The following is a 22,924-nucleotide window of genomic DNA, read 5'->3' on the forward strand; positions in this document are numbered from 1 at the left end:
TATTTATAAATATTTAGCAGTTATTCAATAGTCATATTTAACTTTAAGTATTCAAGACTCTTCTTTTCGCTTCTATTTCCTTTTTTACTTCTACTATCCTATTGAGTAGCATCTGTACTAACCACCTTAACCCTTTTTAACACTCCATCAACCGTAGTCAGATTTAAGTATACACCACCATTTGTTTTTCTTACAATTTCCACTAAACAGTTACGACAAAAATATTTAGATTTTCTTAATACCCCCAAATCCTTCGATTGACAATATGGACAAGCTTCTATCTCTTTTCTAGAATTACTATGGACCTTACCATAAATAACTTTACTTAAATTAGGATACATTGCATTTTTCAAAATAACTCCCCCTTATATTTTGTTGATTATCCTACACCATTTGTAGGAAATGCTACAGGCTTAAAGAAACAATATAAACATTTAATTATAATATGTATTCTTAAATAATTGAAATTTCTTTATTTTCCATTCCTTTAAGCTTGTTTTATATACTATGTAATTTATGGTTGCAAATTTAATGCCAAATACGTAAAAAACAAGTGCCTATTTAGGCACTTAGGTTGATGACACTCCAGCTCTACTCCTTATTCCTGTTTCTTATAATATTGTTTAGATATATTGCAAATACTGAAAAGCCTGCAATAATTGCAACTGCGCTAAAAAGCATTATTATATAACTGGTCACATAAACACCTCATATCTATTTTCATGTTATTAAAGTATTTATTATAATTCTTCCCCTTTAAACAAAAAAAAACCGGCATAGGCCGGAATCAAATTAATTATGCATTATTATCATATTATTTATGATTTAACAAACCAAAAATATCCTTGCTTAAATATCGGTCTGCTTGATCGGGGAAAACAACAATAATGTTTCCATTGTACATATTTTCTGGAAGCTTTAATGCTCCATAAAAGGTAGCTCCTGATGCAAAGGCATCAATATTTCCATCTAACTGGTCAACGATTTCTTTACAATGTCTTTACCCACTGTAATTATTTATATATTTCTTCAAGCTTTGCTAAAACTTCCTTTGCATATTCTTTTCCACCAAATAAAGACATATCTCTATAATTTCCACATTGCACAGGGTTTAATGCAGGAATCTCATCCGATACTATTACCTTTTTCAATGTAGCAATTAATCCCTTCGCTATTTCTTCTTCTGTTGACTCTCCAATTTTTATTAAATAGAAGCCTGTTCTACACCCCATAGGTGAGATATCAACTATATCTTCAATTTCTTCCCTTAAATAGCCTGCCATAAGGTGTTCTAATGCATGCACAGCACCCGTTGGCATTGCATCTACATTAGGCTGGGTAAATCTTAAGTCATATTTAGTAATTACATCACCCCTTGGGGTCTGAATATTTCCACACTTCCTAACAAATGGAGCTTTAACCTTTGTATGATCCATGGTAAAGCTTTCAACAATAACCTTCATTATTAATCCCTCCATATCATATTATTAAATTCATACCGTTTTACTTGGTATTAATATATCATTGATTTTATTGTCAGTCAATATGCTTATTTCTATATTTTGATTATAACCTATAAATAAATTTACCCGTAATTATTTTATTAATAATACTATTAGTTATTCTTTTATTTACTTCCATTATATTTGCATAGTTCTATATTAAAAATCATCCTACCATTTAGTAAGGTGATTCAACAACTATTTAAAACCCATCTAAGTAATTTAGATTTTTGGCTTAAATTACTAAATTTTAAATAAGATAGCATAGCTTATTCATGCTAAAGTATGATAAGCACAACATAATACCATGTAATCTTTATCAACTATTTATAAGGAAGTTTTATATACTGTGAATGTAATAATAAAAAACTATCGAAATTATAATCATAGCGATTATAATACCAACGCTTCTCCACTCAATATCCTCTTTTGCTATCGTGTTATTTGCCTCACTTATTAGTGGGGTTTGGTGCACTTTTTTGAAAATAATCATTAAACCAATTGAAGCTATTACTAAAATTACACTGAAAATATGGGCTATTGATATAGGACCAAATATTAAAGGATTAGTTCTAAAAAACTCAACTATAAACCTGTTTATTGAGAATCCAATTAAATAAATAACAAATAATTGACCATCATAGGCTGTGTTCTTTCTTTTCATCCATAGCACACCAAAAAGTAAATAGTTTAGAACTGCTTCGTATATTTGGGCTGGATGTAAAAGCTGTCCTCCTATATTTACACCCCAAAACCATTCCTTTGACATGGCAATCCCAAATACATCACAGCCTACTCTACCAATGGCTTGTCCAATAATTATTGCAGGTGCATATATATCGGCTACCTTACCAACATTCATTCTGTTTTTTCTAATATACCAAAGAGCAAAAATGATTCCTGCAATTAGCCCTCCTTGTATTGAAAGCCCACCATTTTGCAGCATAAATATTTCATGTGGATTTCTCAAAAAATACTGCAAATTGAAAGAAATTATATAATTCAATCTTGCTCCTACAACACCGATAATGAAGCAATATATAGCTAAATTCAACAGCTTATCTTCATCCATCTTTTTTCTTCTAGCTTCTCGAATTACAATATAGAAACCAGCCAGTGCGCCAAGTCCTATCATAAGTCCAAAAAGATGTACATAAAATCCACCTATTGTAAATAAAATTTTCATAGTTATCTCCCTTCGATGTTTAAAATTTTACTCTCCGCTATAACGTTGCAAGTTTAGTGCCAATATTTCGAGTGGTGAGTTTTTTGAAAAGTGTTAGTCAACACAAGAAAAAAGCATTTCTTGCTTTAGAATGTCTTGATTGTTTCCGCACAAATAAAAAAAGCCAGATAGATTCTGGCTTCAGACCGATGACAAAGTATGTTTTTAATGACAAACCTGATTTTTAATAATTAAGTAAATTGTAAGTACATTCGCCCCTGAGAGATAGACCACAGCATAATGCATTGGAGGTTAGAATAAAAAACAACGCAAATATAATCAGATTATCTATATTTCCTTCTGTATTTGATGCTTTTCCATTCTATATATTAGAGTGTGCCTTGTTATTCCAAGTAATTTGGCTGCCTTGGTCTGGTTATGTTCAGTACGTTCTAATGCTTGTATAATCATGTTTTTTTCTATTTCATCCAACTCAATACCATCCTCTGGTAAAGTAAATTGTACATCCTTTAGTTCATCAAATAATATTTCTCTTGGTAAATGCTTACTTGTAATTACATTATTATCAGATAATATAACCATTCTTTCAATAACATTTTCCAGCTCTCTTATATTTCCCTTCCATTGATAGTTAATCATTTTGTTTTTAACTTCTTCATCTAGTTTCATAGACGTTCTACCTAATTCTTTTGTATATTTATCTATAAAATAATCTATTAAAACTGAAATGTCTTCCTTTCTTTCTCTAAGTGGTGGTAGGTGTATGGGTATAACGTTCAGTCTATAGAATAAATCTTCTCTAAAGCTACCTTCCTTTACCATTAAGCTTAAATCTCTATTGGTGGCAGCAATTACACGAAGATCAACTTTAATAGGCTGACCTCCACCAATTCTATCAACCTCTTTTTCCTGTAAAACCCTTAATAGCTTCACCTGAACTGTTTGACTTAGCTCTCCTATTTCATCTAGAAAAACAGTCCCTTTGTCTGCCATTTCAAACTTCCCAATTTTTCTTGCTGCAGCACCCGTAAAAGCTCCCCTCTCATAACCAAAGAGCTCACTTTCAATTAAATTATCAGGTATTGCACCGCAATTAATTTTTACATAGGGTTTTTCCTTTCTATTACTGGAATAATGTATTGCACTGGCGATAAGCTCTTTCCCAGTACCACTTTCACCCATTATTAAAACTGTAGCATTGGTTTCTGCAACCTTTTCAACCAGTTCTAGTACGTGTTTTAGCTCTGAGCTTTTACCTATGATTGGTTTTCCAATACTCTGCTCCAGCTCTTTTCTAAAATAATTTAGTTCATCCTTTAGCTCACCTATTCCTATAGCCTTTGTGATAATTACCTTTAATTCTTCAATATCGAAGGGTTTAGATATATAGTCTAATGCACCTATTTTCATTGCTTCCACAGCCGACTCCATTGTACCATGGGCTGTAATCATAATAATGGGGGTTTCAACAGCTTGTTCCTTTAAATACTTTAGGGTTTCCATACCATCCATTATTGGCATTTTTAGATCTAATAGTACCAAATGGGGGTCAATGTTTTTAAAGCATTCTAATCCTTCTAGGCCATTAGATGCTTCATAAATTGAATAATCTTCCTTTTCTAAAGCTTTTTTTATAGCCCATCTCATATTTTTCTCATCATCAATAATTAAAATTCTTTTACCCAATTTGGTTAACCTCCTTTGCAGTAGGTAAATAAACGGCTACATTTGTTCCATGATCTTTTCGACTGTATATATTAATTTTACCGTGATGCTCTTCAATAATTCGATGAGTAATAGCTAGCCCTAAGCCAGTTCCAGTATCCTTTGTAGTAAAAAAGGGATTGAAAATTTTCTCTTTAATTTCATCTGATATTCCTTCACCCTCATCAAAAAAATGTACTATTGCCCATTCATCATCTCTTGAAGCAATGATTTCCAAAACTCCACCTGTCGGCATTGCTTGTATAGCATTAAAAATAATATTTATAAATCCTTGCTTTAGCTTATCTAGATCTCCTTTAATTTCTGCTGTTCTCTTAATTTGCAATCGAATATTTACACCTTTTTGCTCTCCGTATTTTTTTGTTAAAACCATTAGCTCCTCTAATAATATAGGTAACTGAATAACCTCCAATTTATAGGTATAAGGCTTTGCAAAGTCCAACAACTCCTTAATTACCTTGTTTGCTCTATCTATTTCTTGAGAAATTATGTCCATTGCTTCTTTATTATCACTGTCCATTAACTCGGGCTTAAGGGTTTGACTAATTGTTTTAATGATACCTAGTGGATTTCTTATTTCATGGGCGATTCCAGAAGCCAGCTGTCCAATAGCCGATAGTCGTTCACTTCTTCTCACTTGTTGCTCTAGCTCTTTAAATGAGGTAATATCTTGAATCACAACTACAACACCTTCAATTAAATTAGAAATATTTTTCAACGGGTATACGGATATATATAAGTTCAAATCCTTGTCTTGTCGATTACAATAGATAATCTCCTTATGAAATTCCACTTTCACTCCACTTATAACACCTTCTAATTCTTCTATAAGTTTTTCTTTGTATAAAAGCTTTAATAGCTGATTTTTATCACTAAATAAATCATAGGCCTTATTATTCATTGATGAAACCTGTTGTTTTCTGTCTATAGCAATAACAGAGCTATCTAAACTGTCTAGAATATTTTGTGTATAGTTTTCTAGGTTTGCCATTCTTAAAAGTTGGTTTTCTAGCAATATACGTTTTTTATGGTCTTTTTCTACTAAGTATCCTGTAATCATACCTACCACCATAAACATACCAGCTTCTAAAAACTGATTTATGACCTCAATATTTATTTCACCATAGTAAAAGATTAAATGGGGAGCATATAATAATACAACAGCAAGGGAGGCTAAAAAGCCACCCTTTAATCTAAACTTAAAGGAGGCTAAAATTATCGGAAGATAATATAGCCTTCTATAAAAGTCATGGACTGGCCAGTAAACAGACATAGTAAAGTAGTGAAATCCTGTAATGGCAAGTATTAAAATGATAATAAGTGCTTCTGATCTATATTTGGTTTTCAAATAAATCACCCAATTTCTCTTATACTCCCGCAAAATGGACAATATCTAAAGGTTTTTTTAAAGCTTTTATTACAATTTTCACATTTAATCGATAAGCTTTCCTCTTCATTAAATAGGTCAACTTTCATTAGATCTATATCCTTACTTTGATTCATACTATAAACCAGTAATGCATATATAATTATTGATATAGCAACACATGCTAAAATAGGCATTTTCTTCACCCTTCTATTGTAGCATAAGCTACAGGTTATTATTGCAGTTTTATTTTAATAGCTTACACATTATAATTCATTTTGATCCTTTTCGTTGCAACAATTGCTATTTTCTTTGGTTTTCCTAGAGCTACCACAGCAACCCCCACCTCGTATCATCCTAAAAAGAATAAACACTACAAGAGCAGCAATTATATAATTATCCACAATTATCATCCTTTCTTCATATATTAAATAATATTATCCATTTGAATTTTATCAAATTTACCTTGTTTTTTTAGAAGTATTAAAGAAGAAAATTGAGACATATACCACTTCCTTTGTAGTATATGCTACAATTAGTTTTAAAAAACAAGAGAACCAACCGGCTCTCTCATATTTCTATTTTATCCATTTAACTATTTACTTTGAGGATTCTCCTGATGGCAATCACCTTTTTTGCCTTTAAACATGAAGAACATCATTCCAATATGCATAAGTGGACATATTAAAATCATTGCGAAGGGTGCTAATCTAGTCAAAGGCCCCAGCTCGATTCCAAACCTCGGTATTGCTAATATAAGCAGTAAGGGTATTAAACAACATAAAATCATTAAAATTCCGTGTTTTTTTCCATGTTCATTATGATTCATATCAAAACAGCTCCTTTTTATTTATTTTTTTTGTTTTTACTTTTATTTAGATCACAGCAATCCATCTTTTGATCCCCAAAATTACTCTTATTCGCATTTCCAATTGATTTCAACAGTTTCATAAACCACTTTTTCATACAAACACTCCTTACATCTACTAGTTTTTGATATTATTTAATAACCTCCCTCTTTTCATAACTAAATATTAATGCAAACCTTATGCCAACTTTTATAAAGCTCTGTATTTCTTAAAAATTTAAATTACTAGTAAATAATATGATCCACCAGCTAAGCTGGTGGATCATATTATTGCAATACATTTTTTTTCAATATAACTGAATATCTTATTTTGTTCTTCCTCTGTAAAATCATATCCATGAACAGCCATGCCATTATCGATTAGCTCCATATAGTCTAATTGATTATTTCCATCTTTTCTATAAACAGCCTGCACAACTGGGTCTGTTAACTCCCACCTATTGGCATCGTTACTGTTAATTCGTACCTTTAACAATACGTCAACAAAGCCTGCATCATATCTCACATTCTTAATTCCTTCAATATCCAAAATTATCACCTCAATAATATTGTTGCTTAGTTTTCATATTTTATTTCATGTATTTTGCTATTTTCATTATTAAAGGCTTTTAGAACTTTAGATGTGTAAATTGAATCATTTAGAGCTTTATGAAACTTATTATCCACGTCGATATTAAACATTTCAACCGCTTTTTTTAACCCTATCTGCATTCCTTTTGGTAATTCAAGATATTCCATACACATTCTTTGTATGTCGCAATATCTCTTAATCCAATTCATTTCTATTTTGAAAAATTCACAATTCCTTTTAAGTTCCTTTATATCATCCTGTCCCCAAGAACACAGTATAAAGTCATCATCCTCTATCCATCCTTTAAAGGATTCAATAGCATCCTCCAATGATATCCCATCTAATAAATCTTCTTTAGTAATACCTGTCTTTTGCTTTACTTTAGGATGAACCTTTATATATAATTGTGGTTTAACAAACATTTTGAAGGTATCAATAACATCAAACTCTGAATTTACTTTTACTGCGCCAATTTCAATTATTTCTTGAGGACATAGTGGATTTGTATTTCCTCTCATCAGCTTCTTTGTTCTTCGGTCAATTTTAAATGCTGAATTAAACTCCAAATCAAAAATAATATATTTCATATAATATCACCTGCTCATTCTACGGTTTTTAAAAATAGTTTTTCTTCAAATCCTCCTCTTTTCCCTTTTTTATCTAATCTAATCTTTTCAAAGTCAGAATAACTAACATTCTTATGCTTTAATATAGCATGAATCACCTCTACTAAATCTGCCAACTCATCAACACTGTTGTCTTCTAGGTATTCATTTAATTCTTCCTGTAGCTTTAAATTTAAGCATTTCAAATACTCCTCATCATTTAACTTCTCTATGGTAAATTTTTTCCCACTTTTCTCTATTATCTCAGGTATTCTATCCCTTATTAATTTATTATAAATTATCATAAGAAAAATATCCTCCCAATTTAAATTGTCTACTATATTTTACTATAATATTAAACTATTGCAAAACTTCTTTACTAACAATGGTTAATCATCTGTAATCTTATGAAAGCAATATTTCATCCCAAAACTGTTTGCTTTTATAGGTTTCATGTGTCCTCACCATCATCAACTAATAAAGCGAAAAGCAGCTATTATGTAATAAAATGAAACTAATCTAATAAAGAAAACACCTTCTTATGGAATATTGATAATAAACATTCTCTTAAGAAGGTGTTTAACATTGGTTTTAACAGTTCGGTTCAATGGTTTTGTATATTATTTCGTTTTTACTCCACTTCATTCCAATTATGATGAACCTCTTGAACATCATCATTGTCCTCAAGCATATCTATTAGCTTATTCATTTTTTTAATGTCGTCACCCTGTAGTGCTACCTCTGTTTGAGGGATGTATGCTATGTCGGCACTGAAAAAGCTAAAGCCTTCTGCTTGCAATGTATTTTTTACAGTAATGAAATCCTCTGGAGTTGTTATTATTTCGTATGCTTCTTCAGCAGGAATAAAATCTTCAGCCCCTGCTTCGATTGCCATCATCATTAATGTCTCTTCATCAATAGAATCATCCTTTTCTATAATGATCTGACCTTTTTGATCAAATAGAAATGCTACACATCCTGATGTTCCTAAATTACCTCCATTTTTGTCAAAGGCATGTCTAATTTCTCCAGCTGTTCTATTTCGATTGTCTGTTAATATTTCCAGTATAACGGCCACACCACTAGGTCCATAGCCTTCATATGTTATATGCTCAAAGCTGTCTCCTCCAAGGTCACCAATTCCCTTTTTGATTGCTCTATCTATATTATCGTTTGGCATATTTGAAGCTTTAGCCTTATCAATTGCAGTTTTTAGTTTAGCATTATACTCAGGATCTCCTCCGCCTTCTCTAGCTGCTACAGTGATTAACCTTGCCATTTTTGTATAGATTTTTGCTTTTTTTGAATCTTGTTTATTTTTTCTGTCTACTATATTGCCGATCCGTCCCATGAAATATCCTCTCCTTATCTACCTCTTACTCTGTTATATATATATCATGTATTAATTCTTTAAATAACCTTATAGAATCAACAAAGGCAAATCTATTTTAGCATAATTTATAATCATATGCAATTTTTTCGTTATATCTCTGGAAAGGGAGGCATCACTCTTTTATGCTCTGATATTCTATGTAACCTTTCAATGATTTCAAGATCTTTTTTAGGTATTTCTTTGCCTTCAAGGTGTGCGTCTATTAGTGAATAGGTGGTTCCCATTTCTTCTTCATCTGTTTGACCTTCCCACAAACCTGCAGAAGGCTCACGATCAAGCACCTCCTTAGGTACACCTAGAGCTTTCGCCCATTCATAAACTTCATATTTTTTTAAAGTGGCTATGGGTAGTATATCTACTCCTCCATCACCATATTTTGTAAAATAGCCCGTATATACTTCAGCAGCATTATCAGTACCTGCAACTAAATAATTCAATTGATTTGCTATACCATATAGTGTGGTCATTCTTAATCTAGCTCTAAGATTTGCATCTGTTATTCTTCGATTTTTTTCTTCAAATAAGTTTTGTTGCAATAGAGAATCAAATATTTTAGATAACATTTCAGAATGCTCCTGAGTAAGGTCAATAGTCATGTTTTTGATTCCCGCTTTCTCTGCTACCAACCTTCCATCAATAACATCCTTAGGACTGCTTTTTATAGGTAATATTACACCTAAAGAATTTTCTGGGAAGGCTTTTTTTATTAAATTTGCTACTACAGCAGAATCAATACCTCCAGAAATTCCCACAACAATACCCTTTGTACCAGATTCTTCTACCTTTTGCTGCAGCCAAGCAACAACCTTTTCTATTTTTCTTTCTATACTCATTTATGTAAGCAGCTCCTTTCCGTACATTTAACCAACCCTCTCTACACAAAAGATTGGTGGAATATTTAATAATATATTATACCATAAAAATAAGCCCCTTTTAAGGAGCTTATTCTTAATTAATCTTCAAAGTTAAACAAGGCTGTGGTTAAATATCTTTCTCCATTGGATGGTATAACAACAACTACATTTTTCCCTTTACCTAAGTCCTTTGCAACCTTTAATCCTCCTAAGATTGCAGCACCAGATGATATCCCTACTAAAATCCCTTCAGTTGAAGCAACCTTTCTTGCCATTTCCATAGCAGAATCATCATCAATTGTCATAATTTCATCAATTACATCAGTATTTAATATTGACGGAATAAAGCCTGCGCCAATACCTTGTATTTTGTGGGGTCCTGGTTGGCCTCCTGATAATACTGGGGATTTGTCAGGTTCTATTGCTACAATTTTTATATCCTTATTCTTCTTCTTTAATACCTCTCCCACACCTGTTATGGTACCACCAGTACCTACACCTGCTACAAAGGCATCAATCTTCCCATCCATCTGTTTCCATATTTCTTCTACTGTTGTTTCTCTATGAGTTTGAGGATTAGCGAGATTTTCAAACTGCTGAGGCATAAAGTAATTGTTTTCCTTAGATAGTTCTTCAGCCTTCTCGATAGCTCCCTTCATTCCTTTTTCACCAGGAGTTAAAATAAGCTGTGCACCATATGCCTTTAGAAGCTTTCTTCTCTCTATACTCATTGTATCAGGCATTACTAATATAATTTTATATCCTTTTGAAGCTGCTATCATTGCTAAACCAATACCTGTATTACCACTGGTGGGCTCAACAATTACTGAGCCTTCCTTTAATTGACCCTCTTCTTCAGCCTTTTCTATCATACTGAGTGCTATACGATCCTTAACGCTAGAGCCAGGATTGTAAAATTCAAGCTTTAAATATATGTCAGCCATATCCTTTTCAATAATCCTATTTAGCTTAACTATAGGTGTTTCACCAATTAATTCATAAATGAAATTCACTTTTTTCATTATTATCACTCCATTTCCGACTATTTTGATATGTATTTAAGACTATTATATGTAACACTTCAATAAATGTCAATTAAATGATCATGAATATTTATTTTTTTTGTGGATAAATTAATTTTAAAGTTTTCAATGAGGTGACCTCCATATGCGTACATCCTATTGGTTTAAAATTGCAGCTGTTGGTATGGTTGCCGGAATAATTAATGGACTTTTTGGTGCTGGTGGTGGCACCATCATTGTGCCTGCATTGTATTTTGTTTTCGGTGTGTCTCAGCACAAATCTCATGCAACAGCCATATCTATAATCCTTCCCTTTGCTTTGGTTAGCAGTTATATATATTATAAAAGCGGATTTGCTGCCCTTGACGTAACTTTAAAGATTATTTTAGGTGGCGTAGTAGGTAGTTATATAGGATCTAAATGCCTCTGTCTGTTTTCTGCCAACTACTTGAGAAAAATTTTTGGGTTATTTATGATTCTAGCAGCCTTAAGGATGGTGTTTTCGTGATTTTAATATTATTAGGTTTAATATCTGGTTTCATAGGTGGCATGGGTATTGGGGGAGGTACCATCTTGATACCAGGTCTTATATTTATCACTGATCTTAAGCAGCAAACAATTCAAAGCATTAACCTTATTTCCTTTATCCCAGTCGCTATTATTGCCCTTTTTGTCCATACTAAAAACAAGAATGTTGATTATAAGGTTGGAGTACCCATTATAATATTTGGTTTACTGGGGGCGTGGTTTGGTTCTAGTATTGCCTTGAAAATCCCCTCTGATACTTTGAAAAAACTCTTTGGTGTTTTTCTATTGATTATGGGAATATATGAGTTCTTTTATAAGGTAAAAGAAAAAAAGAACAGCTAAAAAAGCTGTTCTCAGATCGCTGAAAAAATTTCATCTTTTTATGATTCTTTACTATCTAGAGCAACAAGTACACAGTCATAATATACATAATTAAAGCCATATTCTTCTGCCTTATCAATTACAGCTTCATCGAAGGTTCCGGGTTGAAACCAAACATATTTTATTCCCAAGCTATGTATTTCGTCTAGCATAGATAGGGTTACCTTAGGATTTACTACCATGTTAACACATTCAGGTATTAGAGGTAGCTCCTTTAAGCTTTTGTATAGCCTTTCACCTTCAACCTCATCATATTTAGGATTAACACCATATACTTCATAATTATGACTCTTTAGCTTATTAAATATTTTGTAGCCAAATTTTTCTGGTACTGGTGTTACACCAACCACTGCCCATGTTTTTTTAGCAAGCATTTCTAATTTATTTTTTTCTACATTATCCATTCTACCGCCTCCTAAGTCTATATTTATATACCCTAAAATCTATAGCATTACTCTTCAAATATTATCTTCCCATTAAGCTCAGTTAAGTATTCCATTTGACCTTCCCTTATCTCACATCTATTATTGGTCCAATCAATAGCTTTTCCTTTAAAGCTCTCAACTTCGCTATTCTTAACATATATATGTAAGGCTACATCCTCTTGATAAACAATTTCCTTTATTATAAACTCATTTTGCATAATATCATTTTGAATTTTTCCCAAAAGGGTATAGTCAACATTAAGTATAATAAGCCTATACATTATTTTAGTTACAATTTTCCCAGCATCCAAGGCAATTTTAGCACCTTTGGTATAGGCTCTAACAAGACCTCCGGCTCCCAACTTAATGCCTCCAAAATATCTTGTTACTACAACTACTACATTTCGTAGGTCTTCCTTCCTTATTACTTCTAATACTGGTATCCCAGCGGTTCCTGAGGGTTCTCCATCATCACTATATCTTTGAATTTCATTATTAAAGCCTATTACGTAACCATAAACATTATGATTTGCATCTCTGTGCTTTAATTTAATATTTTTTATAAACTCAAGTGCTGCCTCTTCAGAATTAACTGGAGAAGCATATCCAATAAATCTTGATCTTTCTATTGTTATTTCATCAATATGTGAATTAAGAATAGTTTTATAAACTTCTGCCACATTATCACTGCCTTTTATTTTTGGAATTATTATACCATAAACTACATAAAGACATCAAAACTCTTCATTATTTATCCACTTATATCGCACGCTCCAAAGCAATAAAAAAGAAGCAGCAAAAGCTGCTCCCATTTTAAAAAAATCATCTTAAATAGCTACTACTGACTTTTCCTTCATTAATTCTTTGTACTTTTTATAGGACAGACTGACTAATGACTTATCTTGACTGTAGGTAATCAGCTTAAGAGCCTTATCTACAGGATAAAAACCACCATCCTTAAATCTAAGGTTTTTATCAATTTCAACTTCCTTTGAGCTTGCTTGCATAATGTACCAAATGATTCTATTATTTACGGGCTTTTGTCTTGAAATAGAAAAAAATTCGTAACTGGTTTCTCCGGCTGTCGATAGTATTTCAGCATCAACTCCTGTTTCTGCTTTAACACGCTTTAACGCTACATCCGACGAAAGATCACCATTACGAATTAATCCTTTAGGTAGTACCCACTCGTTCTTTTCATTTTTAATCACCAAAACCTGATTTGCATAAAACACTACACCACCAGCACAATTTCTAAAAAGCATAGGGCAGTCCTCCTTCCATTGTTCTTATTACTATTTTACACCAAGATATGGATTTTTACAACTTCTTTTCTGAAAATTTACACAAATAATATTGATTTTAATTTTAATATCTTAATTTTATTTATTATATCTTATAATTCTTATTATTATTAGAAATCATAATATAATAAATACAATAAGAAAGGTGAATTCCAATATGCATATTATTTATCATTGTGTAGGTGGTGCCCATTCTTCAGTTGTTGCTGCTACAATACATTTAAATAGATTGCCCCTTGATAAGAAACCTACAGTTTCAGATTTACTTAATATACCCTACTACGATACCATTACAGTAAGGGATAGAGGTAAAATTATTTACAGAGGTACTGATGAAAGGGGTCATAAAATTTATACCATGGGACGTCAGTTTGTCCCCCATTTGGTGGTACCAGTAGTTGAAGACACTTGGAAAATGTTAAAGGGTAATATTGATGACTTAGTTATTGTTTCTACCCTATCAACGGTTAATTTTTTGATGAGATTAGGCGGCATGACCTCTAGGCGGTTTAATTGGGTCAGCTTTGGTAGGCCAATAGTAGCACGAGGTACCATTCAAACCTATTTCAATATAGTGAAAATAGTAGAAGAGACAAAAAAAAGCTTGGATACTTTAGATAAATAAATCAAAATAAAGAGAATCCTTTAAACTTGGATTCTCTTGAGATTTAATATTTTTAGTAGCCGTTGCTATTACAAAATACTACTAGCTTTTTGGCAGCTGAATTTTTGGATTTTTAGTAGACTTGCGATAAATTACAAATTTATTGCCTATTGCTTGAACAAACTCCGCATCTAATTGCTCAGCCACCTCATTTGCAGTGTCCTTTGCATCTAGTAAGCTACTTTCCAAAATACTAATCTTTACTATTTCTCTTGCCTCTAATGCTAAATCTAATTGTTCTAGAAAGCTATCTGTTACCCCAGACTTACCTATTTGGGTAATTGGTTTCTCGCTATTAGCTATTCCTTTTAAATAGCTTCTTTGTTTTCCAGTTAACATTGATCTACTCCTTCTCTCTATGCCTCTACTTCTTTTCTGATTTTTCTTCTATGGGATTCATATTCTTTAACGCCCTTTTTCCAGCCGGTTCTTACTTTTTCAATAGTCGAAGTCTGCTCATTAATAACAAAATCATTTTTTGCTAGACAAAAATATGTTTTTGTGTCTAGTTTACAATTTTCACAATTAATACAGTCCATAACTACAACTTAACCCCCGTCTCTAATCATAGTACTCAAATTCAATGCTATCAATTTTAACCATATCACCGTCTTTGATACCCATCTCCTTTAATTCATCAATGATTCCCCTCTTTCGTAGAACTTTTTGGAAATAAGCCAATGAATCCATATCATCAAAGTTTGTAGAATTAACTAATCTTTCTACAAATTTACCCTCTACTATATAAGTATCATTATCTCTGGTGATTGTAAATAGTTTTTCTTCCTCTGGATTAAAACGGTAAATTTTTTCTTCTTCCGGCGCTTCTGTCACTATAGGCCGACTTTCTTCAATTTCCTTTAATCTTTTGGCAGCATAAACCATTAAATCGTCTATACCCTTTCTGGTGGCTGCAGAAATTGGGAATACTTCTATAGCTTTTTCCTTAAGCACACTTTTGAGTTTTTCCAAATTTTCTTCAGCACCGGGAATATCCATTTTATTAGCTGCAACAATTTGAGGCTTATCAGTTAAATTTAAGTTATAAAGCCTAAGCTCTTCATTAATTTTATCAAAATCCTCGATAGGATTTCTATCTTCAACACCGGCAACATCAATAACATGAATTAATAGCTTAGTACGTTCAACATGCCTTAAGAAAGCATGACCCAAGCCTGTACCTTCATGGGCACCCTCTATAAGACCGGGAATATCTGCCAGAACAAAATTATCTCCATACTTAGTTGTAACTACCCCTAGATTTGGTGCTAATGTGGTGAAATGATAATTTGCTATTTTGGGAGTAGCACTTGTAACAACAGATAACAGAGTTGATTTACCAACATTGGGGAATCCAACTAAACCTACATCAGCTATTAACTTCAATTCTAATATAACTGTTTTTTCTTCGCCAACTTCTCCAGCTATGGCGAAATTGGGTGCTTGCCGAGTGGCTGTAGCAAAATGAGAATTACCCTTACCACCATTTCCTCCTCTAGCGATGATAACTCTCTTATTCTTATCTGTTAAATCCGCAAGAATTTGCCCAGTTTTTTCATCCTTAATTAAAGTACCAGGCGGTACCTTTAATACCATATCCTCGCCATCTTTACCAAACATGTTTTTATTTTTACCATCTCCACCATGCTCAGCTTTGTAGTTTCTTTTATATCGAAAGTCCATTAATGTCTTCATACCCTCATCCACAACAAATACTATATTACCACCTTTACCACCATCTCCACCAGCTGGACCGCCTGCTGGAACATATTTTTCACGTCTGAAGGCAACAGCACCATCGCCGCCTTTACCTGCCTTCAAATTTATAACTGCCTTATCTATAAACATCACATCACCCTTAATCTTCTAGTTTAATATGTAAATAAAACCATATTTTAGTTAACTTTCATAATTTCAATAACTTTATTATATCAAGTAAATTACTGCTGTCAACTATATTTATTATATCCAGCTATTAAGAGATAATTAATAAAATTTTATACATTAGCTAAAAAAATATTCTGGATTAACTAAAATATAATAAAACGCAGCTCTGTTATTAATTCTAAAGAAAGATATTGAAATACTACATAAAGAGGGCTTATTAGCCCTCTGAGGTTGTTGAAAAAGTCAACAATATCCAGACTGTTCAAAATTCTTCAGATTCGAGGCACAAGAAAACCCAGCCAACGCTGCGTATACATAATACGTGAGGGTGCTGGGTTTTTGCAGCAACGAAGAAGATGGAGGATTTTCATTTTCTATCTAATCCCCGTATGATCATCCTCGTACATGGTTCCTTGAATAGTTATGGTTTGACTAGCATCACTGCACAAGGTGCCTCCTGGAGTATTGGCATTATCAGCAAATATATTAATTTTATAGTTTCCATCAGGCCATTCTATAGGTATATAATGTCGTCGTTGTGCAAATACCGAAGCGTGATTTTGTGGAAGTATCCACTTCAAATTATCTATGCTTGAGGTACTGCCCTGTGGTATCATAGCTACAGAAGTTCCGTCAGAAAAATAAGCATATACATTTTGCATATTGGATAATATCCAGGGTCTATCATAATTGGTGATAACCCATGTTTCTGCCTCTACTTCTATACCATAGCCTGTTTTAATTGTAGTGGGAGACACTGACATTGAAGCTCCCGATGATGCGTAGAATTGTACATCCCAGCCAATCAGCTTTGGAACATATACGGGGGTTCTCCTGGTTCTATAAATTGGTTCTCCATCTGCATCTGTTCCTACTTCTTCCTCTTCTTCATCGTAGTGGGAAAATACCTGTGTCCAATGTTCTTTAACCTTTGAGCCTGATGAATATCCTTCAACACTTCGATATTCAATCCACTCTGTATAATCAGTTACACATCCAGTTGAGGGTGTAACTCCTATAATACTGGCCACTTTACTCTTTGTGTTGTTGGTATAATCGGTTTCTACATATACCCTTGTATGATTTATCTCTCCTATGATTGTAAAGTCTCTTTCTTCATTTGGTACTTGTAATCTAAAGCTTACAGTTCCAGCAGCCTTTGGTGGTAAATTAATATGTTGGACAAATTCTGCAGTTGTTCCAGCAATTCTCATTCTTACAGGTGCCGATGGGTTATATATTGTTTGGTCTGAATTATTTCTAACGTGTACATTAACTGTTCCATATTGTCCCTTATAGAATCTACTATGGGTTATATGGGTGACCTCAAGGTCTAATTCCTCCTGCTGTAATACCTCCATAGTAATGGCAGCTATGTTATCATCATAGGTGGTTTCCTCTAATGTTCTAGGGGTTTTCATATTGAGCTTTGCCTCTATTGTTATAGAGTCTTCATCAAAGTCGATGGGTACTGTGTATTGGAAGTATACTGTTATTCCATCAGCTCCAAAGCTAAGTCTATCTTCATGTACCCTTGTACCATTTATCCAATACTCAATAGGAATATTATCTTGATTTTCTCCTGTATAGTTTACAACATCCACTATTGCTTGATAGGTTTCTCCCTTCTCCAGTAAATCAGCTGTATTCTCAAAATTAACTAATGCTAAATTGTTCTCTTTTATTGCTGTATATGCATTTAGCTTTCCAAGTCCATCTATAAATACTAAATAGCCTTCTCCGTAGGAGATTTGAGAAAACACTCCACCTTCTATATGGAGTCCATCAACTGTTTTATATACCCCTTCACTCTCCATTATTTGAAAAGCATATGGTACTGATATAGGTTTCTTAGTTGAAGCATTATATTGGTCTAAATAGAACATATTTAAGTTTTTTTGTGGTGATTTAGTTCCCCTATGGGCAGTTAAAAACACTTCCCTATATATTGTCTCTTTAATATTTCCTATACTATCAAATTCCTGCTCTGCTACAGATAGTGCTATTGCACTTGAATAAGTATTTGAAGCAAAGGTATTTTCAAATAAAGTAGAGTAATTGGCCCTTTTATCTTCATCATATTGGGCTTCTTCTATAGCCTTTTCATAGTTAATACATACTGTTTTTGCTCTACCGTTAATATCTTCAGCAAAGGTTAATAATAGATACTTTCCTGCTATCGATATACCATTCATGGTTTTATTACCTTCAAAATGGTCTATTATAAAGAGGAGTTTGTCATTTGTGGTGTCATAGCCTATGATTCTTCCCAGTTTATCTTGAGCTACTAACATCCCATTTGTACCGCCTGAGAAGTAGTTGTCTATTACTGCATATGCCATAGGTCCAATGATACCATCAACATGAATATCATCCTTGACCTTTAAATTAGGTGTTAAAACTCCATTAGATACACTGGCTCCTACAAAGCCTCCAGTGTCTCCTTTATTGGCAGAAAAAATTATATGGTCAAAGTTTCTATAGGTTATTCCACTACCACTTCCTAGAACACTATCCACTAAAACTCGGCCCTTAGTTAAGGGAGTACCACTACTGGAGTCCAGTACCACCATATGTCCTGTATCTGTACCAAACCCTACATAGACCTTATTTAAAGAAGAATTGGAATCCACCAATATAGTAGCATTTTGAGTTAATATTTTTGATGTGATTTCTAATTCTTCTCTATTTAGCTGAGTTACACTAAAGGACCAATGGGGCAGGAAGTTAACACCTGTTGGATTACCCTCTGTATCTCTAACTATATTGGCGGTAAAGCTTATGACTCTACCATCCTTAGATGGAGATATTAATTGATACTGGTTATTTGAATGCTTTAGGGCAAAGAGTGAACCCGAACTGTAGTGAGGGTATATTGATTGTAGATTAACTTGATTTAAAATTTCCCCTGTGTCTTTCCTCACTGCAACCGCAGAAGTTCCTCCCAGTGTAAATATTAAATTATCAATTATTAGTGGTTGTCCATCATTTAACCCTACATCAACAGGCTCCCATGCTTTAGCCAACGGGAATATTGCCGTACCTTTAGAGTAGTTATCGTTCCATAGGTTTCCTCCGAAGGAAACAACCTTTCCCTGAGTATTGATATAGTCTAATCCTCCAAATTCAAAATTGGCATGGGATATGGTTATGCTTAACAGGAGGATAGCTATTAAAACTGATATGGTGATTTTGTTATTATATTTCAATTTTCTATACCTCCCTATTTAGTAGTAATATATACAGATGAAGTTTCGTTATCCCACTCAACCTTACAATTAAAGAGTTCTGCAATATACCTTACTGGTACAAAGGTTCTATTGCCCTTTATGATGGCGGGCTGATCCATAAATATATCCTTGCCATCCTTAAAGACTCTATAATCATCTATCTTTAAATCTATCTTTGTGTTACGTCCTATTGCCCATATTACACGAAGGTCATCATTTAAAAAGTAGTGGCCTATCTCTGCTCCAAGGGCTTCTCCTATTGCCCGAAAGGGCACCATTGTTCTACCGTTTAATATATGGGCATCTTCATCTGTCTCAAGCTTTACATTATCAACATATATTGTTACAATTCTTGTTTCCCCTGTTTCCTTTGAAGTTGTTGGTTTGTCGGGTTTACGTTCCAGCATATCATGGTTTTTACCACGGTTATATTGATTCTCAAGGGAAATCTCTTTACTGGGGTCAATTGCACCTGCAAACTCCCAGTAGACTGTATCCTTTAAAGTTACTCCATTTATAGTAAGTATCTCTTTAATATTATCCTGCTGCTGATAGATATTAAGTAGTTGTGCTACTATTTGTTCATCATCCTCTAAAAAAGGACTCATATAAATGTATCTAGATTCTGTTACCCCTTCATTATTTAATAGCTCCAGTTCTGCTATAATATCTCCATCTTGAAAAAACTTAAAGGGTATTTCTTTATATCCCCCATCATTTACCGATTCTCCAGCGAATATAGGGGTATAGCTTAGTAGTATAAGCATTATCATTAAAATAGTAAGTTTCTTAATCATCTGTTGCACCCCCTTCTATGGATTCATAATCATATATTGGTATTCATCTATATCCATATTAAATTGATTTAGGTAGTCATTAAGATTGTCACTTGGTACGTTTCTAAGTCCCTTTTTAGTAGGGTACTTTTCTCCATCACCATGGGAATTGTAGAAGTCGTAGTAATAATAGGTTTCTCCCTTATATTCTCTAGTGTATCCTCTAAAGAATTGTTCCTTAAACCTGTCGGCTAAGTCTTCCCTTTCTATACCCTTACGGTATATGGTGGCATCTATCGGTGTTCCTTCTGCTTTAAATTCTAAGAAGTTTATAAAGGTATCTTTGTCAAATTTTATATGCTCTATATCATATGTAACCTTATCTAACCATCCTTCTGGAGCAAACATATAGGATCTAATTTCCACTACAAATTCTTCGTCTCCATTGTTACCATAGGGAGATAACATCCAAAAGGTGTGTTTATTCTTTTCTGCTGTTCTATCTATTGTATAGTTATTAAAGGTTGAATACATAAAGTGGGTTTCTGCTTCATTGGTATCCTTAATATAAAATTCTGCTTTTATTTGAAACCAAAATTCATATGCTATTGCTCCACCACCACTGAAGGTACCATGACCTATCTTCATTTGGGAGCCGTCCTTTGTTCCATCTGAACCACCATTCCAGCGTTTATGTTCATAGTTTTTGTCTTTTCTAAGTTCTCCATGATGGCTTATTATATCCTTATACTCTATATCCCAACTGGCCCCTAAATGACTTCCACCCGGGGTAAAAACTGAGTAAACCTGTTGTCCGTAGGGTTCATAGATTTGTGGCATCCTTAGAGCCATTTGAGGACTATCATATATAATATCTATTGTATCAACAACGAACTTCGGCTTTATAATGGTTTCAATTTGATTCCCATTAATTCTCCACTGGGGCTTTTCTCTAAATATATCGTACCAAACTACATCATTCCTCTTCATGGAAAATACTATTTCAATATCATCCCAGCTGCCGCCATTATTTAAGAATGTAATTACTCTATCGGGTAAGTCTTCCTTTAAAGTATAGGTTACATCCAATGCATCATGACTTAATTCACCACTAGCTAACATATCCATTTCATCATCTTCGATTCTAAAGTGATCATTACCCCAATATCCGCCGGACCAGTGCCATATCCTCATATCATGGGAGGGGTTGTTGGTGCCAATATGATTCGCACCCTCCCCCACCTCTGTGTCAAAATCCATTTCAATATATGAGGTTGAGGCCTCCACCGGTGGGATATTAAGTTGAAGTAATATAAAGCATAATATTATTAAGGAAAGTATTTTAAACTGTTTATTCTTCACTTAGTTCACCACCTATAGACTATTTTTTAATTGTATCTAATACATTACCATTATTATCTCTAACAGAAATTTCATTTTTAGATTTATCAAATAATGACCATCCATCTGTTGCGTTATTATCTACTCTTCTTACCCCTGCTAGAAAAACTGTTCTTTCCACCTGTTCCCACGTTCCCCATAGTTCTAATTCAAAGCTATTTCCAGTGTTTGTTGTATCAAATCCATGTCCTATTGCTTGACTATTACTAGCAGAAACATTACTGCCCTCTTTATAATAAACAGTAAACCCTAGTTGCCACTTATATCCTTCTGGCAATTCTGGTAAATATCCCTTTAGCTTTTTAGGGTCTGAAAAATCGTAGGATTCATGTACCAGCATTTCAAATTCCAAGGCCTTACTTCTTTCCATTTTTCCATATCTATCTGCTATATCTCTATCCCTATCAAACTCAATTCCTTCCACTATTTCAACATTGCCTTCCTTTGGCTTTGGTTCCTCCGGTGTTACCCTTGCTGACTTATCAAATATTCTTATAACCACTGTGGCTGCTTCGGCTCTTGTTAAGCTTCTTGTACCCTTAAACTCTCCATCTTCGGGGTATCCCATAAGTAAACCGTGGCTATATGCCTTAAGTACTGGGCATTGATATTGATTTGGTATTTTACTGTAGTCCTTTATAAGAGTAGAATAGTCACTGGCATTATCCTTAAAGCTCTCTCCCCTTGCTTCAACTGCCCTAACTATGATTTTAGCCATTTGGTAACGGTTAATTGCACTATTTAGATCTCTGTCTCTATATTCTCCACCATCTATGTAGCCTAGCTTTTCTGCATCTCTAATATAGTTCATTGCCCAGTGTTCACCCTGTCCTAAAGGTAGTTCATCATGTAGTGTGGCTACAACTGTTTTTATAAACTCTGCCTGGGTCATGGTTCGGTTGGGCTTAAAGGTTCCATCATCATAGCCTTGTATTCCTCCCATTTCCACCAGCTTTGCTACTGTAGGTGTAAACCAATCATTTTTACTTACATCACTGAATTTATTAACTGTGTTATTGATATTCCCATATGCAATTGTTAAGGATGATACTAAAAGCATGGTGATTAAGATAAAAGACATTGTTTTTCTCATTTAATATTCCCCCTAAATTTCTCTGTGTAATTTTTGTACTTCTTTAATACAATTACAATATACTGCCTTATTTCCACATTTTATTATATTTGCTTCATTCTTTATGACGAAATTTGTTTTATTAGTATTTTATATGTAGCTTT

27 protein-coding genes are annotated in these 22,924 nt (G+C 33.5%); 3 read left to right on the forward strand and 24 right to left on the reverse strand.

Translation table 11 applies throughout. The features are described 5' to 3' along the window. Positions 1–98: 98 nt before the first annotated feature. The 14 genes from BLP68_RS04695 to cysK all read right to left on the reverse strand — a co-directional run bounded on the left by BLP68_RS04695 (position 99) and on the right by cysK (position 11,092). A complete protein-coding gene (locus BLP68_RS04695; RefSeq protein WP_091540630.1) occupies positions 99–353 on the reverse strand; it encodes a hypothetical protein in 255 nt (84 codons plus the stop codon). Between the two features lie 660 nt (positions 354–1,013). Next, positions 1,014–1,463 (reverse strand): S-ribosylhomocysteine lyase, encoded by a 450-nt coding sequence (locus BLP68_RS04700; RefSeq protein ID WP_091540632.1) that lies wholly within the window; start codon positions 1,461–1,463, stop codon positions 1,014–1,016. A gap of 379 nt (positions 1,464–1,842) precedes the next feature. Continuing rightward, positions 1,843–2,688 (reverse strand): prolipoprotein diacylglyceryl transferase, encoded by an 846-nt coding sequence (lgt, locus tag BLP68_RS04705; RefSeq protein ID WP_091540634.1) that lies wholly within the window; start codon positions 2,686–2,688, stop codon positions 1,843–1,845. 327 nt (positions 2,689–3,015) lie between these two features. Beyond that, positions 3,016–4,374, reverse strand: a complete 1,359-nt coding sequence (locus BLP68_RS04710) for a sigma-54-dependent transcriptional regulator (protein ID WP_091540637.1) — start codon at positions 4,372–4,374, stop codon at positions 3,016–3,018. Further along, positions 4,367–5,761, reverse strand: a complete 1,395-nt coding sequence (locus BLP68_RS04715) for a two-component system sensor histidine kinase NtrB (RefSeq protein WP_242876901.1) — start codon at positions 5,759–5,761, stop codon at positions 4,367–4,369. Before BLP68_RS04715 ends, BLP68_RS04710 begins: the two co-directional genes overlap by 8 nt. Positions 5,762–5,766: 5 nt before the next feature. Continuing rightward, the gene (locus BLP68_RS04720; RefSeq protein ID WP_091540640.1) at positions 5,767–5,976 is read right to left on the reverse strand and encodes a hypothetical protein; all 210 of its coding nucleotides are present in this window, start codon (positions 5,974–5,976) and stop codon (positions 5,767–5,769) included. Positions 5,977–6,374: 398 nt separating this feature from the next. After that, positions 6,375–6,608, reverse strand: coding sequence for a DUF2933 domain-containing protein (locus BLP68_RS04725; RefSeq protein ID WP_091540641.1), 234 nt, complete (start codon positions 6,606–6,608; stop codon positions 6,375–6,377). A gap of 17 nt (positions 6,609–6,625) precedes the next feature. Further along, positions 6,626–6,745: an LDCC motif putative metal-binding protein gene (locus BLP68_RS22420; RefSeq protein ID WP_408606022.1), complete on the reverse strand. Its 120-nt coding sequence runs from the start codon at positions 6,743–6,745 to the stop codon at positions 6,626–6,628. Positions 6,746–6,909: 164 nt separating this feature from the next. Then, entirely contained in the window at positions 6,910–7,176 is a 267-nt protein-coding gene (locus BLP68_RS04730) for a hypothetical protein (RefSeq protein WP_091540644.1), read from the reverse strand. Positions 7,177–7,202: 26 nt separating this feature from the next. Further along, positions 7,203–7,805, reverse strand: coding sequence for a 3'-5' exonuclease (locus tag BLP68_RS04735; protein WP_091540646.1), 603 nt, complete (start codon positions 7,803–7,805; stop codon positions 7,203–7,205). Positions 7,806–7,819: 14 nt separating this feature from the next. After that, positions 7,820–8,128 carry a nucleoside triphosphate pyrophosphohydrolase gene (locus tag BLP68_RS04740; protein ID WP_091540649.1) on the reverse strand — a complete coding sequence of 103 codons (309 nt, stop codon included), beginning with the start codon at positions 8,126–8,128 and terminating at the stop codon, positions 7,820–7,822. Between the two features lie 326 nt (positions 8,129–8,454). After that, the gene (locus BLP68_RS04745; RefSeq protein ID WP_091540651.1) at positions 8,455–9,174 is read right to left on the reverse strand and encodes a YebC/PmpR family DNA-binding transcriptional regulator; all 720 of its coding nucleotides are present in this window, start codon (positions 9,172–9,174) and stop codon (positions 8,455–8,457) included. Between the two features lie 131 nt (positions 9,175–9,305). Then, positions 9,306–10,049, reverse strand: coding sequence for an NAD(+) synthase (gene nadE, locus BLP68_RS04750; RefSeq protein WP_091540654.1), 744 nt, complete (start codon positions 10,047–10,049; stop codon positions 9,306–9,308). 119 nt (positions 10,050–10,168) lie between these two features. Next, positions 10,169–11,092, reverse strand: a complete 924-nt coding sequence (gene cysK / locus BLP68_RS04755) for a cysteine synthase A (RefSeq protein ID WP_091540655.1) — start codon at positions 11,090–11,092, stop codon at positions 10,169–10,171. Between the two features lie 145 nt (positions 11,093–11,237). Here cysK and BLP68_RS04760 point away from each other — a divergent pair, with 145 nt between their 5' ends. Next, positions 11,238–11,600: a sulfite exporter TauE/SafE family protein gene (locus tag BLP68_RS04760; RefSeq protein WP_091540657.1), complete on the forward strand. Its 363-nt coding sequence runs from the start codon at positions 11,238–11,240 to the stop codon at positions 11,598–11,600. Further along, positions 11,597–11,962, forward strand: coding sequence for a sulfite exporter TauE/SafE family protein (locus BLP68_RS04765; RefSeq protein ID WP_091540661.1), 366 nt, complete (start codon positions 11,597–11,599; stop codon positions 11,960–11,962). Before BLP68_RS04760 ends, BLP68_RS04765 begins: the two co-directional genes overlap by 4 nt. Before the next feature lie 38 nt (positions 11,963–12,000). Here BLP68_RS04765 and BLP68_RS04770 read toward each other — a convergent pair whose 3' ends face one another. From BLP68_RS04770 to BLP68_RS04780, 3 genes are all read right to left on the reverse strand, one after another. After that, positions 12,001–12,405 (reverse strand): CoA-binding protein, encoded by a 405-nt coding sequence (locus tag BLP68_RS04770; protein ID WP_091540663.1) that lies wholly within the window; start codon positions 12,403–12,405, stop codon positions 12,001–12,003. Between the two features lie 47 nt (positions 12,406–12,452). Next, positions 12,453–13,106, reverse strand: coding sequence for a YigZ family protein (locus BLP68_RS04775; RefSeq protein ID WP_091540666.1), 654 nt, complete (start codon positions 13,104–13,106; stop codon positions 12,453–12,455). Between the two features lie 147 nt (positions 13,107–13,253). Beyond that, positions 13,254–13,691: an NUDIX hydrolase gene (locus BLP68_RS04780; protein ID WP_091540669.1), complete on the reverse strand. Its 438-nt coding sequence runs from the start codon at positions 13,689–13,691 to the stop codon at positions 13,254–13,256. Between the two features lie 196 nt (positions 13,692–13,887). Here BLP68_RS04780 and BLP68_RS04785 point away from each other — a divergent pair, with 196 nt between their 5' ends. Continuing rightward, on the forward strand, positions 13,888–14,355 hold the full coding sequence (locus BLP68_RS04785) for a DUF3189 family protein (RefSeq protein WP_091540671.1): 468 nt from the start codon (positions 13,888–13,890) through the stop codon (positions 14,353–14,355). An 81-nt stretch (positions 14,356–14,436) separates the two neighbouring features. On the opposite strand, the gene BLP68_RS04790 is transcribed toward BLP68_RS04785, so the two are convergent. From BLP68_RS04790 to BLP68_RS04820, 7 genes are all read right to left on the reverse strand, one after another. Next, positions 14,437–14,733, reverse strand: a complete 297-nt coding sequence (locus BLP68_RS04790; protein WP_091540673.1) for a YhbY family RNA-binding protein — start codon at positions 14,731–14,733, stop codon at positions 14,437–14,439. A 17-nt stretch (positions 14,734–14,750) separates the two neighbouring features. Then, the gene (locus BLP68_RS04795) at positions 14,751–14,933 is read right to left on the reverse strand and encodes a hypothetical protein (protein WP_091540675.1); all 183 of its coding nucleotides are present in this window, start codon (positions 14,931–14,933) and stop codon (positions 14,751–14,753) included. Between the two features lie 22 nt (positions 14,934–14,955). Further along, complete coding sequence (gene obgE / locus BLP68_RS04800) at positions 14,956–16,242, reverse strand: GTPase ObgE (RefSeq protein WP_091540678.1); 1,287 nt, start codon at positions 16,240–16,242, stop codon at positions 14,956–14,958. Positions 16,243–16,655: 413 nt separating this feature from the next. Further along, positions 16,656–19,490, reverse strand: coding sequence for a DUF8195 domain-containing protein (locus BLP68_RS04805; RefSeq protein WP_091540680.1), 2,835 nt, complete (start codon positions 19,488–19,490; stop codon positions 16,656–16,658). A gap of 14 nt (positions 19,491–19,504) precedes the next feature. Beyond that, complete coding sequence (locus tag BLP68_RS04810; RefSeq protein WP_091540683.1) at positions 19,505–20,308, reverse strand: copper amine oxidase N-terminal domain-containing protein; 804 nt, start codon at positions 20,306–20,308, stop codon at positions 19,505–19,507. 15 nt (positions 20,309–20,323) lie between these two features. After that, positions 20,324–21,649, reverse strand: a complete 1,326-nt coding sequence (locus BLP68_RS04815) for a hypothetical protein (protein WP_091540686.1) — start codon at positions 21,647–21,649, stop codon at positions 20,324–20,326. A 19-nt stretch (positions 21,650–21,668) separates the two neighbouring features. Then, positions 21,669–22,781 carry an S-layer homology domain-containing protein gene (locus tag BLP68_RS04820; RefSeq protein WP_091540687.1) on the reverse strand — a complete coding sequence of 371 codons (1,113 nt, stop codon included), beginning with the start codon at positions 22,779–22,781 and terminating at the stop codon, positions 21,669–21,671. Between the last annotated feature and the right edge of the window lie 143 nt (positions 22,782–22,924).

The organism is Alkaliphilus peptidifermentans DSM 18978 (assembly GCF_900101495.1).
GTDB classification, from domain to species: Bacteria; Bacillota; Clostridia; order Peptostreptococcales; family Natronincolaceae; genus Alkaliphilus_C; species Alkaliphilus_C peptidifermentans.

Coding starts and splice junctions, on each gene's coding strand:
- BLP68_RS04760 (WP_091540657.1), top strand. CDS start 11,238: ATGCGTACATCCTATTGGTTTAAAATTGCAGCTGTTGGTATGGTTGCC.
- BLP68_RS04820 (WP_091540687.1), bottom strand. CDS start 22,781: ATGAGAAAAACAATGTCTTTTATCTTAATCACCATGCTTTTAGTATCA.
- BLP68_RS04780 (WP_091540669.1), bottom strand. CDS start 13,691: ATGCTTTTTAGAAATTGTGCTGGTGGTGTAGTGTTTTATGCAAATCAG.
- BLP68_RS22420 (WP_408606022.1), bottom strand. CDS start 6,745: ATGAAAAAGTGGTTTATGAAACTGTTGAAATCAATTGGAAATGCGAAT.
- BLP68_RS04720 (WP_091540640.1), bottom strand. CDS start 5,976: ATGCCTATTTTAGCATGTGTTGCTATATCAATAATTATATATGCATTA.
- lgt (WP_091540634.1), bottom strand. CDS start 2,688: ATGAAAATTTTATTTACAATAGGTGGATTTTATGTACATCTTTTTGGA.
- BLP68_RS04735 (WP_091540646.1), bottom strand. CDS start 7,805: ATGAAATATATTATTTTTGATTTGGAGTTTAATTCAGCATTTAAAATT.
- BLP68_RS04740 (WP_091540649.1), bottom strand. CDS start 8,128: ATGATAATTTATAATAAATTAATAAGGGATAGAATACCTGAGATAATA.
- BLP68_RS04795 (WP_091540675.1), bottom strand. CDS start 14,933: ATGGACTGTATTAATTGTGAAAATTGTAAACTAGACACAAAAACATAT.
- obgE (WP_091540678.1), bottom strand. CDS start 16,242: ATGTTTATAGATAAGGCAGTTATAAATTTGAAGGCAGGTAAAGGCGGC.
- BLP68_RS04770 (WP_091540663.1), bottom strand. CDS start 12,405: ATGGATAATGTAGAAAAAAATAAATTAGAAATGCTTGCTAAAAAAACA.
- cysK (WP_091540655.1), bottom strand. CDS start 11,092: ATGAAAAAAGTGAATTTCATTTATGAATTAATTGGTGAAACACCTATA.
- BLP68_RS04790 (WP_091540673.1), bottom strand. CDS start 14,733: ATGTTAACTGGAAAACAAAGAAGCTATTTAAAAGGAATAGCTAATAGC.
- BLP68_RS04810 (WP_091540683.1), bottom strand. CDS start 20,308: ATGATTAAGAAACTTACTATTTTAATGATAATGCTTATACTACTAAGC.
- BLP68_RS04745 (WP_091540651.1), bottom strand. CDS start 9,174: ATGGGACGGATCGGCAATATAGTAGACAGAAAAAATAAACAAGATTCA.
- nadE (WP_091540654.1), bottom strand. CDS start 10,049: ATGAGTATAGAAAGAAAAATAGAAAAGGTTGTTGCTTGGCTGCAGCAA.
- BLP68_RS04785 (WP_091540671.1), top strand. CDS start 13,888: ATGCATATTATTTATCATTGTGTAGGTGGTGCCCATTCTTCAGTTGTT.
- BLP68_RS04700 (WP_091540632.1), bottom strand. CDS start 1,463: ATGAAGGTTATTGTTGAAAGCTTTACCATGGATCATACAAAGGTTAAA.
- BLP68_RS04725 (WP_091540641.1), bottom strand. CDS start 6,608: ATGAATCATAATGAACATGGAAAAAAACACGGAATTTTAATGATTTTA.